The sequence below is a fragment of the Pseudomonas sp. TH34 genome (assembly GCF_016650865.1).
Taxonomy (GTDB): Bacteria; Pseudomonadota; Gammaproteobacteria; order Pseudomonadales; family Pseudomonadaceae; genus Aquipseudomonas; species Aquipseudomonas yamanorum.
In genome coordinates this window covers 146,614-162,225 of the sequence record NZ_JAEKFB010000035.1, presented here as the reverse complement: position 1 = coordinate 162,225, position 15,612 = coordinate 146,614, and the positions used below count along the sequence as shown (strand labels likewise).

Sequence of the window (15,612 nt, the reverse complement as noted above, 5' to 3'; positions counted from 1 at the left end):
TAGCATCACCCCGGTGTAACGGATGCACCGAGGTGCCTGCATCGCAGGCAAGCCCGCTCCCACATTTGATCGGGTTCGCACATCAACAATAGTGGTTTGTTAGGTCTCATTGGAGTCTGGCAATGGCATTACGCGAAGCATGTTTGTGGGAGCAACTCACCCCTGGCCGGCCGGATCGCGCTGCGCTCAAGGGCGAGGTCAAGGTGGATGTGTGCGTGATCGGCGCCGGGATCACCGGTTTGTCGGCGGCCATTCACCTGCTGGAACAAGGTAAAAGCGTCGCCGTACTCGAAGCCCATCGCACCGGCCACGGTGGTTCGGGGCGTAACGTCGGCCTGGTCAACGCCGGGATGTGGATTCCCCCGGACGAGATCGAAGCCGGTTTTGGCGAAGCGGTAGGCAGCCAGCTCAACCGCATGCTCGGCGCGGCACCGTCCCTGGTGTTCAGCCTGATCGACAAATACAACATTGATTGCCAATTGCGCCGCGAGGGCACGTTGCACATGGCGCATAACGCCCGTGGCGAGGCGGATCTGCGCAGTCGTGAAGAACAATGGAAGCGTCGTGGCGCACCGGTGGAGCTGTTGACCAGCGCGGCCTGTGAGCAAGCCACCGGTACCAAAAAGATTGCTGCCGCCTTGCTCGACCGACGTGCCGGTACCTTGAACCCGATGGCTTACACCAGCGGCTTGGCCAATGCCGCAGTCGGGCTGGGCGGGCAGTTGTTTGACCATTCCCCGGTCACTCAACTGGAACGCCAGGGCCAGCACTGGTCTGTGCAGACTGCCCAGGGCTCAGTGCAGGCCGAACAGGTGGTGATCGCCTCTAACGCCTACACCGAAGGTGAGTGGACCGAGCTGCGCCGCAACTTTTTCCCCGGTTATTACTATCAGGTGGCGTCGGCCCCGCTGACCGACGAAGCCGCACAACAAATTCTCCCAGGCGGCCAAGGCTCATGGGACACCCGCCAGGTACTCAGCAGCATCCGCCGCGACGCCGAAGGCCGGCTGCTACTCGGCAGCCTGGGCAACGGCAACCAGAAACCAGCCTGGTTCCTCAAGGCCTGGGCCGATCGGGTGCAGCAGCACTACTTCCCGTACCTCAAACCGGTGCAGTGGGAATGCACCTGGACCGGCTGCATCGCCTTCACTCCGGACCACTTGATGCGCCTGTTCGAGCCGGCTCCCGGGTTGGTGGCGGTCACCGGTTACAACGGGCGCGGCGTGACGACCGGCAGTGTCGTGGGCAAAGCCTTTGCGGACTACCTGTGTCACCAGGATCCACAGGCACTGCCGATCCCCTTCGCACCGATGCAGCCGCTGGCTGGTGTGGGCCTGCGCAGCTGTTTGTATGAGGCGGGATTCTCGCTGTATCACGCGGGCCAATGCCTGCGGATCGTGATCTGATCAACGAAATACCGCTCAGAAGCCTGCATTTTCTTAGCCGGCTACTAATCTGTATTGGTGCGAGTCGTAGCAGTAACGCACTGTAAATGTGCACTTCCGTTACGCACGCTGTTACAGGTTCAAGGGTGGCCGTTTAATGGCCGGGTTGCAGTGCTTGAACGGCCGGGTTGCACTTTATGGGTCCAATGGTTGCACCCGGTTGAGATAGACGGTTGCACGTCCAATCAAAAGGCGCCCAAAAACCTGTAATAACAATGACACCGTGTCTTTTTGAATAATAAAAACGTAATGGCACGCCGCTTGCTCTGGGCTTTCGCTGAAAGTTTTTGAAGTGAAGCTGCAGTGCCAATTCAACAAAAACCTCGGAGCACCACTCATGTCCCAGACGTTTTACAAGAAAGGTTTCCTGGCCCTCGCCGTTACTGCGGCGCTGGGTGTTTCTGCGTTTGCTCAAGCTGATGTGAAGATTGGCGTAGCGGGGCCGATGACCGGTGCCAACGCGGCATTTGGCAAGCAGTACATGACAGGTGCCCAGGCGGCAGCCGACGTCATCAACAAGGCCGGCGGCATCAATGGCGAGAAAGTCGTGCTGGTTGCCGGCGACGATGCCTGCGAACCCAAGCAGGCCGTGGCCGTGGCCAACCGTCTGGTTGACCAGGACAAAGTGATCGGCGTGGTCGGGCACTTCTGCTCCTCGAACACCATTCCGGCCTCCGAGGTTTATAACGACGCGGGTGTGATCGCGATCACCCCAGGCTCCACCAACCCGCAAGTGACCGAGCGTGGCATGACCGCCATGTTCCGTATGTGCGGCCGTGACGACCAGCAAGGCATCGTGGCCGGCGACTACATTGTCGACGTGCTCAAGGGCAAGAAAGTCGCGGTTATCAACGACAAGGACACCTACGGCAAAGGTTTGGCAGACGCTACTGCGGCGCAGTTGACCAAGCGTGGCGTGAAGCCGGTGCTGGAAGAAGGCCTGACCCGTGGCGAGAAAGACTTCAGCGCCCTGGTCACCAAGATCCGCTCCACCGGTGCTGATGTCGTGTACTTCGGCGGCCTGCACCCGGAAGCCGGTCCACTGGTTCGCCAGATTCGTGAAGCCGGCTTGAAGGACGTCAAGTTCATGTCCGATGACGGCGTGGTCACCGACGAACTGGTAGCGACCGCCGGCGGCGCACAGTACGTGGACGGCGTGTACATGACCTTTGGCGCCGACCCGCGCCTGCTGCCAGACAGCAAGGCCGTGGTGGAAGAGTTCCGCAAAAGTGGCACCGAGCCTGAAGGCTACACCCTGTATGCCTATGCTTCGCTCCAGGCCCTGGCCGCTGGCTTCAATGGCGCCAAGTCCAACAAGGGCGAAGACGCGGCCAAGTGGCTGAAAGCTCACCCGGTCAAAACCGTCATGGGCGAGAAGACCTGGGACGCCAAGGGCGACCTGAAAGTCTCCGACTATGTGGTTTACCAGTGGGACAAGGATGGCAAGTATCACCAGCTGGAAAAGCAGAAGTAATAGTTAGCGCGATGGGTTAGACGCCACTTGACCCTGTGGGAGCCGGGCTTTTGTGGGAGCTGGCTTGCCAGCGATAGCGTCACCTCGGTTTGACTGACATTCCGAGGTGTCTGCATCGCGGGCAAGCCCGACTCTCACACAAGCCAACTCTCACAAGGGAACGTGGCTGCCAGCCTCTTTTGTGTCTGTCTTTTCCTCCTAGAAGATCCGCACACCCACAGGTGTGCAGGCTCTCACTGCGTGAGATTGCGTTATGGATGGTATTTTCCTGCAGCAACTGGTCAATGGGCTGACCCTCGGGTCGGTCTATGGCTTGATCGCCATCGGCTACACAATGGTCTATGGCATCATTGGCATGATCAACTTCGCCCACGGCGAGGTTTATATGATTTCCGCTTACCTCGCGGCGATCAGTCTGGCACTGCTGGCTTACTTCGGCATCGAATCCTTCCCGCTGCTCATCCTTGGCACCCTGATCTTCACCGTCGTCGTCACTGGCGTTTATGGCTGGGTCATCGAGCGTGTCGCCTACAAACCGCTGCGCAACTCCACCCGACTGGCACCGCTGATCAGCGCCATCGGTATCTCACTGATCCTGCAGAACTACGCGCAGATCGCCCAGGGCGCCAAGCAACAAGGCATCCCGACGCTGCTGGCCGGCGCCTGGAGAGTCGACATCGGCACCGGCTTCGTGCAGTTGACCTACACCAAGGTGTTCATCCTGGTGGCGGCGTTTGTCGGCATGGGCCTGCTGACGTACATCATCAAGTACACCAAGCTCGGCCGCATGTGCCGCGCAACCCAGCAAGACCGCAAGATGGCGTCGATCCTCGGCATCAACACCGACCGGGTCATCTCCTACGTATTCGTGATTGGTGCCGCCATGGCCGCGTTGGCCGGTGTGCTGATCACCCTGAACTACGGCACGTTCGACTTCTATGCCGGCTTCATCATCGGCATCAAGGCATTTACCGCAGCGGTGCTCGGTGGCATCGGTTCCCTGCCTGGGGCCATGCTGGGCGGGATCATCCTGGGTATTTCCGAGTCGCTGTTCTCGGGGTTGATCAACTCTGACTACAAAGACGTGTTCAGTTTCTCCCTGCTGGTGGTGATCCTGATTTTCCGTCCCCAGGGCCTGCTCGGTCGCCCACTCGTGGCGAAGGTATAACTATGTCTGCTGCCTACTCTATCGATATCAAGAAAAGTGTCGTCGATGCGGTACTCGCCGGGCTGATTTCGCTGATCGTGTTCGGTCCGATCGTCGGTGTGGTCCTCGACGGCTACAGCTTCAACCTGCAACCGGCGCGTGTTGGCATCCTGGTGGCCATCGTGATGGTCGGCCGCTTTGCCATGAGCCTGTTCCTGCAAACCCGCAAGGGCCTGCGGATTCTGCAGGGTTTTGAAAGCACCGGCTCCGGTGTGCATGTGCTCAAGCCGGACTACAAATCGCGCCTGCGCTGGATCATCCCGGCGTTGATTGTGATTGCCATCGTGTTCCCGTTCTTCGCCAACAAATACCTGCTGACCGTGGTGATCCTCGGGCTGATCTACGTGTTGCTGGGCCTTGGCCTGAACATCGTGGTGGGCCTGGCCGGGCTGCTCGACCTGGGTTACGTGGCGTTCTACGCCATCGGTGCCTATGGCCTGGCGCTGGGTTATCAATACCTCGGCCTGGGCTTCTGGACAGTGCTGCCGCTGGCGGCGATCTGCGCGGCGCTGGCGGGGTGCATACTCGGGTTCCCGGTGCTGCGAATGCACGGTGACTACCTGGCGATCGTGACCCTGGGCTTCGGTGAAATCATCCGCCTGGTGCTGAACAACTGGCTCTCGTTTACCGGTGGCCCGAATGGCATGCCGGTGCCGTCGCCAACGTTTTTCGGGCTGGAGTTCGTGCGTAAGGCGAAGGATGGCGGGGTGCCGTTCCACGAGTTCTTCGGCATCGACTACAACCCCAACTTCAAATTCCTGTTCATCTACATCGTGCTGTTCCTGGTGGTGCTGCTGGTGCTGTACATCAAGCACCGCCTGACCCGCATGCCGGTGGGCCGCGCCTGGGAAGCCTTGCGCGAAGATGAAATCGCCTGCCGTTCCATGGGCCTCAACCACGTGCTGGTGAAGCTCTCGGCGTTCACCATTGGCGCTTCCACTGCCGGCCTGGCCGGGGTGTTTTTCGCCAGCTACCAGGGCTTCGTCAACCCGTCGTCATTCACCTTCTTCGAGTCGGCGCTGATCCTGGCCATCGTGGTATTGGGCGGCATGGGCTCGACCGTTGGCGTAGTGATTGCCGCGTTCGTACTGACCGTGGCACCGGAGCTGCTGCGCAGCTTCTCTGAATACCGCGTGCTGCTGTTCGGCGTGTTGATGGTGGTGATGATGATCTGGCGACCACGAGGCTTGATTCGTATCAGCCGTACCGGTGTAGTCCCACGTAAAGGAGTGGCGCCATGAGCAAGGAAGTCGTCCTCTCCGTGGAACACCTGATGATGCACTTCGGTGGCATCAAGGCCTTGAGCGATGTGAGTCTCAAGGTCGAACGCAACTCGATCTTCGCTTTGATCGGCCCCAACGGCGCCGGCAAGACCACGGTGTTCAACTGCCTGACCGGGTTCTACAAAGCCTCCGGCGGGAAGATCGAACTCAATGTGCGCGGCAAGCAGACCAACGTGATCCAGCTGCTGGGCGAGCGCTTCAAGGCCACCGACTTTGTTTCGCCGAAGAGCTTCGTCAGCCGGGTGTTCTACAAAATGTTCGGCGGCACCCACCTGGTGAACCGTGCCGGTTTGGCGCGCACCTTCCAGAACATTCGCCTGTTCAAGGAAATGTCGGTGGTGGAGAACCTGCTGGTGGCCCAGCACATGTGGGTCAACCGCAACATGCTCGCGGGCATCCTCAACACCAAGGGGTACCGCAAGGCAGAAAGCGATGCCCTCGACCATGCCTTCTACTGGCTGGAAGTGGTGGACCTGGTGGACTGCGCCAACCGCCTGGCCGGCGAGTTGTCCTACGGTCAACAACGCCGCCTGGAAATCGCCCGCGCCATGTGCACCCGGCCGCAGATCATCTGCCTCGACGAACCGGCTGCAGGCCTCAACCCCCAGGAAACCGAAGCCCTCAGCGCGATGATTCGTCTGCTGCGGGACGAGCATGACTTGACGGTGGTACTGATCGAACACGACATGGGCATGGTGATGAGTATTTCCGACCACATCGTGGTGCTGGACCACGGCAACGTGATTGCCGAGGGCGGTCCTGAAGCAATCCGCAATGATCCTAAAGTGATCGCGGCTTACCTGGGCGCTGACGAAGAGGAACTGGTATGAGTGAGCCAATCCTCGAACTGAAAGACCTGGACGTGTTCTATGGCCCGATCCAGGCCCTGAAGAAAGTCTCGCTGCACATCAACGAGGGCGAAACCGTCAGCCTGATCGGCTCCAACGGCGCGGGTAAATCCACGCTGCTGATGTCGATCTTTGGCCAGCCACGGGCCGAGTCCGGGCAGATCATCTACCGCGGCGTCGACATTACCCACAAGTCGTCCCACTACATCGCCTCCAACGGCATTGCGCAGTCGCCGGAAGGGCGGCGGGTGTTCCCGGACATGACCGTCGAGGAAAACCTGCTGATGGGCACCATCCCGATTGGCGACAAGTTCGCCACCGAGGACATGCAGCGGATGTTCGAGCTGTTCCCGCGGCTCAAGGAGCGGCGTAACCAGCGGGCGATGACCATGTCCGGTGGGGAGCAGCAGATGCTCGCCATCGCTCGTGCGCTGATGAGTCGGCCCAAACTGTTGCTGCTGGACGAGCCGAGCCTGGGGCTGGCGCCGATTGTGGTGAAGCAGATCTTTTCCACGCTGCGGGAGCTGGCGTCTACCGGCATGACCATCTTCCTCGTGGAGCAGAACGCCAACCATGCGCTGCGCTTGTCGGACCGGGCGTACGTGATGGTCAACGGCGAGATTCGCCTTACAGGCACCGGCAAGGAGCTGCTGGTGAATGAAGAGGTGCGCAACGCCTACCTCGGCGGGCATTAAGTCGTTCGCAGGTCCAATGTGGGAGCGGGCTTGCTCGCGAAGGCGGTGTATCAGTCACACATGTATAGACTGACACTCCGCCTTCGCGAGCAAGCCCGCTCCCACATTTTTTTGCGTCGCCTGCAGGCTTTCCTGAAATTGTGGACAACAAATCCAGACACCTGCCAAAGCGCGACATATAGCCGCCGCAAATCCCTGTTTTGTCACAGTTTTGACTTGTCCCCAACCACTGTGGAACCGGCTGTGGGTAACGTGGGAGTAGCTGGCTGGAGGCCTTTGTTTTCGTGGCTTGTAGCACGGTGGTTGTTTATTGAGCAGTGAGTTTTTCGCGACCCCTCGAGGGTTTTGTCAACCTGTTTAAAGACACAGGTATATGACCGGAAGATGTCACTCCGGCCTGTGGATAAGTCTGTGACTAAACTCTGGAAAGAGTGCCGCAGAGGCCGGAATGACTGGCCTGGGGCCATCGTCCTGATTGCACCGTTTTGAACCGGGCTACATATGGCTCGCTCAAGGTCAAGCAAAAAACTTTTTGAATTGCACTGAAAGCCTTGTGTACTGCGGCTTTCAGCTTTTTGCACTTGCCCCCAAAGACTGTGGACGGGGCTGTGGATAAGGTGCGCGCACATGGCTGCACACCACGGCCTGTATGGCTCCCAAGTGATTGGTTGAATTTCGTACAGTATGAGCGGCATTCACCTGTGTCCACAGCGTGTATCAGTTGCCGCCAGCCCGGCAGCCGGGCATTCTGCTGGCTGATTTTTTACCTCGTAGCCCCGCAAGGAGAACACCATGTCCAATACGCTGTTTATTACTGGCGCGACCTCCGGTTTCGGCGAAGCCTGTGCCCGCCGTTTTGCCGAAGCTGGCTGGAAACTGGTGCTCACCGGCCGTCGCGCAGAGCGTCTGAACGCCCTGTGCGCCGAACTCTCCAAGCAGACCGAAGTACTCGGCCTGGTGGTGGACGTGCGTGACCGCAAGGCCATGGAAGAGGCAATTGCCAACCTGCCGCCTTCCTTTGCCACGCTGCGCGGGCTGATCAACAACGCCGGCCTGGCGGTGGGCACCGACCCTGCGCCCAAGTGCAGCCTCGACGATTGGGAAACCATGGTCGACACCAACATCAAGGGTCTGCTGACCACCACCAGCCTGCTGTTGCCGCGCCTGATCGCCCACGGCCGTGGCGCCGGCATCATCAACCTTGGCTCCATCGCCGGCAGCTACCCATACCCGGGCAGCCACGTATATGGCGGCACTAAGGCCTTCGTCAAACAGTTCTCGCTGAACCTGCGTTGCGACTTGCAGGGCACTGGCGTGCGTGTGACCAACATCGAGCCGGGCCTGTGCGAAAGCGAGTTCTCCCTAGTGCGGTTTGCCGGTGATCAGGCGCGTTATGACGCGACCTATGCCGGTGCCGAGCCGATCCAGCCACAGGACATTGCGGACACGATCTTCTGGGTGCTGAATACCCCGGCACACGTGAACATCAACCGTCTGGAACTGATGCCGGTAAGCCAGACCTGGGCCGGGTTTGCGATTGAGCGTGGCGCCAAGGGCTAAGTTCGTCGAGCTGTTGTGGCGAGGGAGCAAGCTCCCTCACCACAGGTTTTTGTCAGCCTTAAATATGCGGCAAATCGGCCAAAACAGGACATAAGGTACACTCCACCCCTGAAAACCCCGCCGCGCTGTGCGGTTCAAAGGTTTTGACAGGAGGATATGTGAGTAACCGAGGTGAGCAGTCGCTGCTCAAACAATCGACCATCCTGATGTTCGCCGTGGCGATCGCCGGGATTGTCACGGGTGTGGTGTCGGGCGCCCAATCGATTTTATTCGACGGCTTTTTCTCGCTGATCGCCACCGCCATCAAGGTGCTGATGCTGATCACGGCCAAGCTGATCGCCAAGAAAAGCAACGAACGTTTCCAGTTCGGCTATTGGCACCTGGAACCCATGGTGCTGCTGATCGAAGGCAGCTTCCTGCTGTTGATAGCCATCTATGCGTTTCTCAACGGTGTGTTCGGCATTATCAATGGCGGGCGCGATATCGAGTTGGGCCTGGTGATCATCTACGCGGCGGTGTTTACCGTCGTCGAGTTCGCCTATTTCTTCTATGTGCGTTATCGCAATCGCACGCTCAAGTCGTCGCTGATCCAGTTCGACAACATCAGCTGGCTGGTGGACGCGATGCTGTCGGTGGGGCTGCTGGTGAGCTTCCTGGCGGCGCTGTTGCTCAAGTCCCAGGGCTACGGGCAGTGGGCGGTGTACGTCGACCCGTTGATCCTGATCCTGCTGGCGTTGAGCATGCTGGCGCCGGCCTTCAAGATCCTGCGCCCGGCGCTGCGGGATGTGCTGGGAATTGTACCGGACCAACTGGACGGCAAAGTCCGCGAAGTGATGGACGCGGCCCAGGCCAAGCATGGTTTCGACGATTACGTGTCCTACGTGCAGAAGCACGGGCGGGCGCGGTTTATCGAGATTCATGTGGTGCTGCCGGCGGATTACCCGGTGGATAACGTCGCCACCCTGGACGGGCTGCGCGAAGAAATATCCACAGGGCTGGGCAAGCCGGACGCGGCCCGCTGGCTGACGATCAGTTTTACCGGGGATCGCAAATGGATTGCGTAAGGCCCAGGTAGCACGTCGCCAAGTGGTAAGGCGTGGTCGACGGCATGTCCCGTCGGCTGACTTGCCCCTTGGCATCGAGGCACTCATTCCAGCCTTTGTCGTGCAGGAAGCGCTGTTGCAGCGCCAGCAATTGGCGTTGCAGCACGGCTTCACTGTTGGGCCGCAAGGTCAGCGCCCGCAGGTATTCGGCCTGGGCCCAGATGCGTTGGGTACCGTCGCGTAGGCTGCCGTCCAGGGCCAGCATGCCGCTGACCGCGCCGGTCAGGTTATCTACACCCTTTTGCTCGGCATAGCTGAACGCTTTGTTCAGGGACGCGTGCAGCGGTGCGCCTCGCAACAAGTCCGAAGACTCCAGCAGGAAGAACCATTCGAACTGGTGTCCCGGCTCAAACCAGTTATCCACAGCCCCCAGCGGTTTTTCCATCATCACGCCGTGCTGGCGGTCGATGAAGCGCTTTTGCATGGCGTTGGCCAGGTCCAGCAATGCGTCCTGGGTGACGGCGTCTTCACGCACGGCCAGCGTGGCGAGGAAGCCTTCGGCCAGGTGCATCAACGGGTTTTGTAGAGGGCCGGACTTGAGGGACGACCAGTTACGCTCCAGCACCGCTTCATACAGGCCGTCGCCGGTGGCGAAGCGTTCGGCGACCACTTCCAGGGCCGCGTCCAGTACCGACTCCACCAGCGATTCACGCACCTTGGCCCAATAGTGGGCGCAGGCAAAGATGATGAAGGCGTGGGTGTAGAGGTCCTTGCGTTTGTCCAGCGGCTTGCCGTGGGCGTCGATGCTGTAGAACCAGCCGCCGTGCTCGGCGTCGTGGAAGTGCCGTTGCAGGGAACGGAACAGCGCGGCGGCGCGCTCCTCGGCAAAGGCTGCGCCGGGCTCGCCGATCAGGCTGGCGAACAGGTACAACTGCCGTGCGCAGGCCATGGCGCGGTAGCGTTGCGGGGGCAACGGCCGATGGTCGGCGTCCAGGGCCTCATAGGGCAGCGCCAGGTCGGCATTCCAGCCCGGGCCATGCCAGAGCGGCACGATCAGGTCGTGGAAGTGCGTCAACACAGCGGTCAATTGAGGCTTGAGGGCGGAGCTTGGAGCGATGGGCATCGGCTGGCGTCGTCACGGCAGGGGTGTTTGCGCGACATGGTATCAGGCTTGGGATCGGTGTTGTCTTTACTGCCGCCTTCGCGAGCAAGCCCGCTCCCACATTCGATCGAGTTCCATTGTTGGAATGCAGTCGAATGTGGGAGCGGGCTTGCTCGCGAAGAGGCCCTCAGGAGCAACGAAAATCAGGCCGCGAGCAACCAAACCCCAGTCGCCGCCGAAGCCGCACCCGCCACCCGCACCAACGGCGCTGCCGCCGCCGGCAGGAAGCGCACCACGGCATAACCCGCCGCATGCAGAACCGCTGTCGCACCCACGAACCCTACGGCATACGCCCAAGGGCTGGACATATCAGGCAGCTCCAAACCATGCGCCACGCCATGGAACAGCGCAAACAGTGCCGTGGCCGCCACCGCCACGAACAACGGCGGACGCACCGCCAGCGCCACCGCCAGGCCCAGCGCCAGCACGGACGCGGCAATCCCGCTTTCCAGCGCCGGCAGTTCCAGCCCTTCAAAGCCCAGCATCCCGCCGATCAGCATGGTGCCGACGAAGGTGCACGGCAGCGCCCAGCGTGCTGAGCCTTTTTGTTGGGCGGCCCACAGGCCCACGGCGAGCATCGCCAGCAAGTGGTCGATGCCGCCCAGCGGGTGGCTGATACCGGCCACCAGGCCGTTGTCGCCGTGGCCGGGGTGGGCGAAGGCGAGGGCGGGAGTGAGCAGCAAGGCTGCGGCTGCGAGAAGTGTATTGAGGCGCATGGACAGGCTCCTTGTTGAGGTTGATCAGGCTGCGGTCAGCAAGCCCTGGCGTTCGATGAAGGCGACGATTTCTTCCAGGCCGACGCCGGTTTTCTGATTGCTGAAGACGAAAGGTTTACCGCCGCGCATGCGCTGGGTGTCGCTGTTCATCAGCTCCAGAGACGCGCCCACCAGCGGTGCCAGGTCGATCTTGTTGATCACCAGCAGGTCGGATTTGCAAATCCCGGGCCCGCCTTTGCGCGGCAGCTTGTCGCCGGCCGACACATCGATCACGTAAATGGTCAGGTCCGAGAGTTCCGGGCTGAAGGTGGCCGACAGGTTGTCGCCGCCGGATTCCACCAGGATCAGGTCCAGGCCGGGAAAGCGCCGGTTCAGTTGGTCTACCGCTTCGAGGTTGATCGAGGCATCTTCGCGAATCGCGGTGTGGGGGCAGCCGCCGGTTTCCACGCCGATGATGCGCTCGGGCGCCAGGGCCTGGTTGCGCACCAGGAAGTCGGCATCTTCGCGGGTGTAGATATCGTTGGTGACCACCGCCAGGTTGTAGCGATCACGCAGGGCCAGGCACAGGGCCAGGGTCAGGGCGGTCTTGCCGGAGCCGACCGGCCCGCCGATGCCGACGCGCAGGGGTTGGGTGTTCATATGATTCTCCAAGATAAAGTGCCCTAGGAACGGAACAGGCGGCTGTACTGGCGCTCATGGGCCATGCACGCCAGGGACAGGCCAAAGGCGGCGCTGCCGTAGTGGTTGGGGTCGAGTTGGCTGGCGTCCTGCTGGGCTTGTTGCAGCAGCGGCAGCAGTTCACTGGTCAGGCGCTGGGCGGCTTGCTGGCCCAGTGGCAAGGTTTTCATCAGCACCGCCAGCTGGTTTTCCAGCCAGCTCCACAGCCAGGCGGCCAGGGCGTCGTCGGGGCTGATCTGCCAGGCGCGTGCGGCCAGCGCCCAGCCCAGGGCCAGGTGTGGTTCGGGTCGCAGGGCGAGAAACTCCCGCGCGGCGTCATCCAGTTCCGGCAAGCCGTTCAGCAGTTGGTGCAGGGAGTAACCCATCTGCCGGCTTTCCTGGTACAGCTCGCGGGTTTCGCGGCTGGCGCGGTGTTCCTCACACAACTGCGCGAGGCGTGGCCAGTCCTGTTCAGCGGCGGCCTTGCAGTGGGCGAGCAGCAGCGGCGCCTCGAAGCGCGCCAGGTTGAGCAACAGTTGATCGCTGATCCAGCGCCCGGCACTTGCCGGGTCGGTCACGCGGTCTTGCTCCACGGCCATTTCCAGGCCCTGGGAATAGCTGTAGCCACCAATCGGCAGCTGCGGACTGGCCAGACGCAACAGCGCCCAGGCTGGGTTCATAGACGTACGCCGAACTGATGCAGCTTGGGTGGGTAGTTGAAGTCTTCGTCGCCATGGCGGGAGTGATGGTGACCACCGCCATAGGCGCCGTGTTCCGGCTGAAAGGGTGCCTCGATGGTTTCAGTCGTCGCACCCAACTGATCAAGCATGGCCTTGAGCACGTAGTCATCCAGCAGGCGCAACCAGCCGTCCCCCACTTGCAGCGCCACGTGGCGGTTGCCCAAGTGATAGGCGGCGCGGGTCAGTTCAAAGGCACTGCTGCAGGTGACGTGCAGCAGTTGTTCAGGCCGGGCGCACACGCGTACGACACGTCCGTCTTCGGCCTGTAGGAATTCGCCATCGTGCAGCGGCGGTTGACCGCGCTCCAGAAACAGGCCGACGTCTTCTCCATCGGCACTGAAACAGCGCAAGCGGCTTTTGCTGCGGGCTTCGAAATTCAGCAGCAACTCTGCGGCCCAGACGGGTTCGGGGGCGATTCGGCGGTGGATCACCAGCATCAGAAAGCTTCCAGCTATGAGCGATAAGCAAGCTAGAGCAAGGGTCTTGCCAACCACGCGGGGAGTAGGAATTCCCTGTAGGCAGGCGGCGTGTGCCACCTGATGGCGCAGGAAATTATTCCAAAATGTTTCATTTTGGTGCGCGAGTGGATTTATAGCACCGGATTCGGGCGCTCGGCGTTGAATTCCATGGCTCGTTGCATGAAATTTCTTTCATCTTTGGGGGTGGAAGAGTTGTTTCGGATTTTTCCCACGCAGTTACAGGATTAGGCGGTCATCGGGTTACGCGCTGTTTCATTAGGATTCCGCTCCGTGTTTAATTCTCAGCGGTTCCATCATGTACAAGTCATTTTTCTGTTTAATCATTGTCAGCTTGTCGCTCACCCTTTCATCCGCTTCGGCCAATCTCCATCGGGCCCCGGCATTTACCCCGCGGCCTTCTATCGACAACGTGATCGATCGTGCCCATGCGCTGCTGGGCACGCCCTACAAGTGGGGCGGCACCTCGGTACGGCAGGGCTTCGATTGCAGCAGCTTTCTGGTGTACCTGTTCAAGACCGAAGCCAACATTCATCTGCCCCGCACGACGTCTGAGATGCACCGCTCAACTGCGGCCACGATCAAGCGCGATGCATTGCAACCGGGTGATGCCGTGTTTTTCAGGGGCAACGGGCGCGGTCAGGTCAGCCACGTCGGTCTCTATATAGGTGAGGGCAAATTCATTCACTCGCCCCGCACCGGCAAAAGCGTGCGCATCGATTCACTGGCCAACAGTTACTGGAACAAGAACTACACCACCGCCAAGCGTTTCCACGCCGTGCGATGATTTATTCAGTGCTGCCCAAGCCTTGCCAATGCTTGAGGCCAATGAAGATAAAGCGCAGTTGCTGGGTGATCTTGGCTTGAGGCGTGAGGTGCGCAGGCAGCGCTTCGGCGGGCGGGTCGATGATGTCGGGCAGGGTGGCGAACACGCTCTTGACGATCAGGTCGGCCATTACGTGCAAACCGTCGGCATCCAGGTGCTGTAGCTTGGGCATCAGGGTCAGGTCGGCGGCGAGGTCGCTGGTGATGTCTTCGCGCAGGGCACCAATGGCTTGGCGCACGGCGAGGCTGCCACCGTATTGCTCGCGGGCCAGAAACAGGAATTGCGAACGGTTGGCGGCGACCACATCCAGGAAAATCCGTACCGAGGCATCAATGATGCCGCCCATCACGAATTCGTTGTGGCGCACCAGGCGAATCGTCGCGCGAAAGGTCTGGCCGACTTCACTGACCAATACCAGGCCCAACTGATCCATATCGGCAAAGTGACGGTAGAAACCGGTGGGCACGATGCCGGCGGTCTTGGCCACTTCACGCAGGCTCAGGCTGCCGAACCCACGGCCACACTCCATCAGATGGCGGGCTGCGTCCATCAGGGCGAGTCGGGTCTGTTGCTTCTGTTCGGCACGGGGCAGCATTGGCAGGCGGGCTTTGTGGACAAGGACAGCGACGCACTCTAGCAAATCAGCTTTGCCAGCGTCGAACTTCAAAAGGGAGAAGGGCGTTGCGGTTCACACAAAGTCAAAGCCCGATCGGGTGATCGGGCTTTTTTCCAGGGCCAGCACGGGCTTAGCTCTGTGCTTGATGCAGTTCTGCCAGACGGTCGGCACCGCCTTCAGCTACGGAACCGGCGTAGGCGCGTTCGTTGGCTTGTTCAGCACCGCCTTCAACCAGGCCTTTCTGTTCCAGGCGATCACGGCCACCTTCGGCAACAGCGTTGCGTTCCATCAGGCGATCAGCGCCACCTTCAACCAGACCTTTCTGTTCCAGACGATCACGGCCACCTTCAGCGACGCCTTCGGTGTAAGCACGTTTGTTGGCTTGTTCCGAACCGTTTTCAGTGATGCTGCCGTTGTAGTCGGTGTTGTTCTTGTCCGAAGCACCGCTGCGAGCCAGGGTTTGGCTGAAGTGGGAAGCATCGGCTTTCACTTGTGGGGTGGCCTGTTCAGCAGCTGGCAGGGCAAATGCGCTGGTGGCCAGGACGGAAAGTACAAAGCTTGCGAGTAATTGGCGTTTCATGATGGGTTGCTCCTTGGGAGGGCGATAAATTGGGTACAGCGCTAATGCTACTCTTGATAAGTCGATATAAAAGTTCATAAACACAATGGTAATAATCAACAGAATTGATTGTTCCCTGCGAGGGCTCTATCTCGCAGGTCTCAAGCCCGCGCTTTTGCACCGAGGTGGGTATTTTCGACACGATCGTGGGTAACAACGGTGCGTGGTTGATGATTGAAATTGTCTGATTGGTCAGGAAAGGCGGTTTTTACCGCTAATTCATCAATGGGGTTAAACCCCCGTGC

Annotated in this window: 16 protein-coding genes; 9 read left to right on the top strand and 7 right to left on the bottom strand. The window is 60.3% G+C overall.

The window, feature by feature from the left end; genetic code table 11:
• The first annotated feature begins 122 nt into the window (after positions 1-122).
• From amaA to JFU58_RS30035, 8 genes are all read left to right on the top strand, one after another.
• Positions 123-1,406 (top strand): L-pipecolate oxidase, encoded by a 1,284-nt coding sequence (amaA, locus tag JFU58_RS30070; protein WP_201143000.1) that lies wholly within the window; start codon positions 123-125, stop codon positions 1,404-1,406.
• 376 nt (positions 1,407-1,782) lie between these two features.
• Positions 1,783-2,919, top strand: coding sequence for an ABC transporter substrate-binding protein (locus JFU58_RS30065; protein ID WP_017478363.1), 1,137 nt, complete (start codon positions 1,783-1,785; stop codon positions 2,917-2,919).
• Between the two features lie 253 nt (positions 2,920-3,172).
• Positions 3,173-4,087, top strand: coding sequence for an ABC transporter permease subunit (locus JFU58_RS30060; RefSeq protein ID WP_003217447.1), 915 nt, complete (start codon positions 3,173-3,175; stop codon positions 4,085-4,087).
• Between the two features lie 2 nt (positions 4,088-4,089).
• Complete coding sequence (gene livM, locus JFU58_RS30055; protein ID WP_201142999.1) at positions 4,090-5,367, top strand: high-affinity branched-chain amino acid ABC transporter permease LivM; 1,278 nt, start codon at positions 4,090-4,092, stop codon at positions 5,365-5,367.
• Positions 5,364-6,239, top strand: coding sequence for an ABC transporter ATP-binding protein (locus JFU58_RS30050; RefSeq protein ID WP_063033375.1), 876 nt, complete (start codon positions 5,364-5,366; stop codon positions 6,237-6,239). Before livM ends, JFU58_RS30050 begins: the two co-directional genes overlap by 4 nt.
• Positions 6,236-6,952 (top strand): ABC transporter ATP-binding protein, encoded by a 717-nt coding sequence (locus tag JFU58_RS30045; RefSeq protein WP_003217439.1) that lies wholly within the window; start codon positions 6,236-6,238, stop codon positions 6,950-6,952. Before JFU58_RS30050 ends, JFU58_RS30045 begins: the two co-directional genes overlap by 4 nt.
• 792 nt (positions 6,953-7,744) lie before the next feature.
• On the top strand, positions 7,745-8,512 hold the full coding sequence (locus JFU58_RS30040; RefSeq protein ID WP_017478365.1) for an SDR family oxidoreductase: 768 nt from the start codon (positions 7,745-7,747) through the stop codon (positions 8,510-8,512).
• Between the two features lie 158 nt (positions 8,513-8,670).
• Positions 8,671-9,576 carry a cation diffusion facilitator family transporter gene (locus JFU58_RS30035; protein ID WP_017478366.1) on the top strand — a complete coding sequence of 302 codons (906 nt, stop codon included), beginning with the start codon at positions 8,671-8,673 and terminating at the stop codon, positions 9,574-9,576.
• On the opposite strand, the gene JFU58_RS30030 is transcribed toward JFU58_RS30035, so the two are convergent.
• From JFU58_RS30030 to ureE, 5 genes are all read right to left on the bottom strand, one after another.
• A complete protein-coding gene (locus JFU58_RS30030; protein ID WP_177025918.1) occupies positions 9,548-10,678 on the bottom strand; it encodes an AGE family epimerase/isomerase in 1,131 nt (376 codons plus the stop codon). The genes JFU58_RS30035 and JFU58_RS30030 overlap by 29 nt on opposite strands.
• Before the next feature lie 182 nt (positions 10,679-10,860).
• Positions 10,861-11,433 carry a HupE/UreJ family protein gene (locus JFU58_RS30025; RefSeq protein ID WP_017478368.1) on the bottom strand — a complete coding sequence of 191 codons (573 nt, stop codon included), beginning with the start codon at positions 11,431-11,433 and terminating at the stop codon, positions 10,861-10,863.
• A gap of 24 nt (positions 11,434-11,457) precedes the next feature.
• Positions 11,458-12,072: an urease accessory protein UreG gene (gene ureG / locus JFU58_RS30020; protein WP_003217431.1), complete on the bottom strand. Its 615-nt coding sequence runs from the start codon at positions 12,070-12,072 to the stop codon at positions 11,458-11,460.
• Between the two features lie 23 nt (positions 12,073-12,095).
• Positions 12,096-12,770 carry an urease accessory protein UreF gene (locus JFU58_RS30015; RefSeq protein ID WP_063033370.1) on the bottom strand — a complete coding sequence of 225 codons (675 nt, stop codon included), beginning with the start codon at positions 12,768-12,770 and terminating at the stop codon, positions 12,096-12,098.
• Positions 12,767-13,267: an urease accessory protein UreE gene (gene ureE, locus JFU58_RS30010; RefSeq protein ID WP_017478370.1), complete on the bottom strand. Its 501-nt coding sequence runs from the start codon at positions 13,265-13,267 to the stop codon at positions 12,767-12,769. Before ureE ends, JFU58_RS30015 begins: the two co-directional genes overlap by 4 nt.
• A gap of 337 nt (positions 13,268-13,604) precedes the next feature.
• On the opposite strand from ureE, the gene JFU58_RS30005 reads away from it, so the two are divergent.
• Entirely contained in the window at positions 13,605-14,093 is a 489-nt protein-coding gene (locus JFU58_RS30005; RefSeq protein WP_093202310.1) for a C40 family peptidase, read from the top strand.
• A 1-nt stretch (position 14,094) separates the two neighbouring features.
• Here JFU58_RS30005 and JFU58_RS30000 read toward each other — a convergent pair whose 3' ends face one another.
• Both JFU58_RS30000 and JFU58_RS29995 read right to left on the bottom strand, forming a co-directional pair.
• The gene (locus JFU58_RS30000; protein ID WP_017478372.1) at positions 14,095-14,727 is read right to left on the bottom strand and encodes a TetR family transcriptional regulator; all 633 of its coding nucleotides are present in this window, start codon (positions 14,725-14,727) and stop codon (positions 14,095-14,097) included.
• A 151-nt stretch (positions 14,728-14,878) separates the two neighbouring features.
• Positions 14,879-15,328, bottom strand: a complete 450-nt coding sequence (locus JFU58_RS29995; RefSeq protein WP_063033368.1) for a hypothetical protein — start codon at positions 15,326-15,328, stop codon at positions 14,879-14,881.
• Positions 15,329-15,612: the final 284 nt, after the last annotated feature.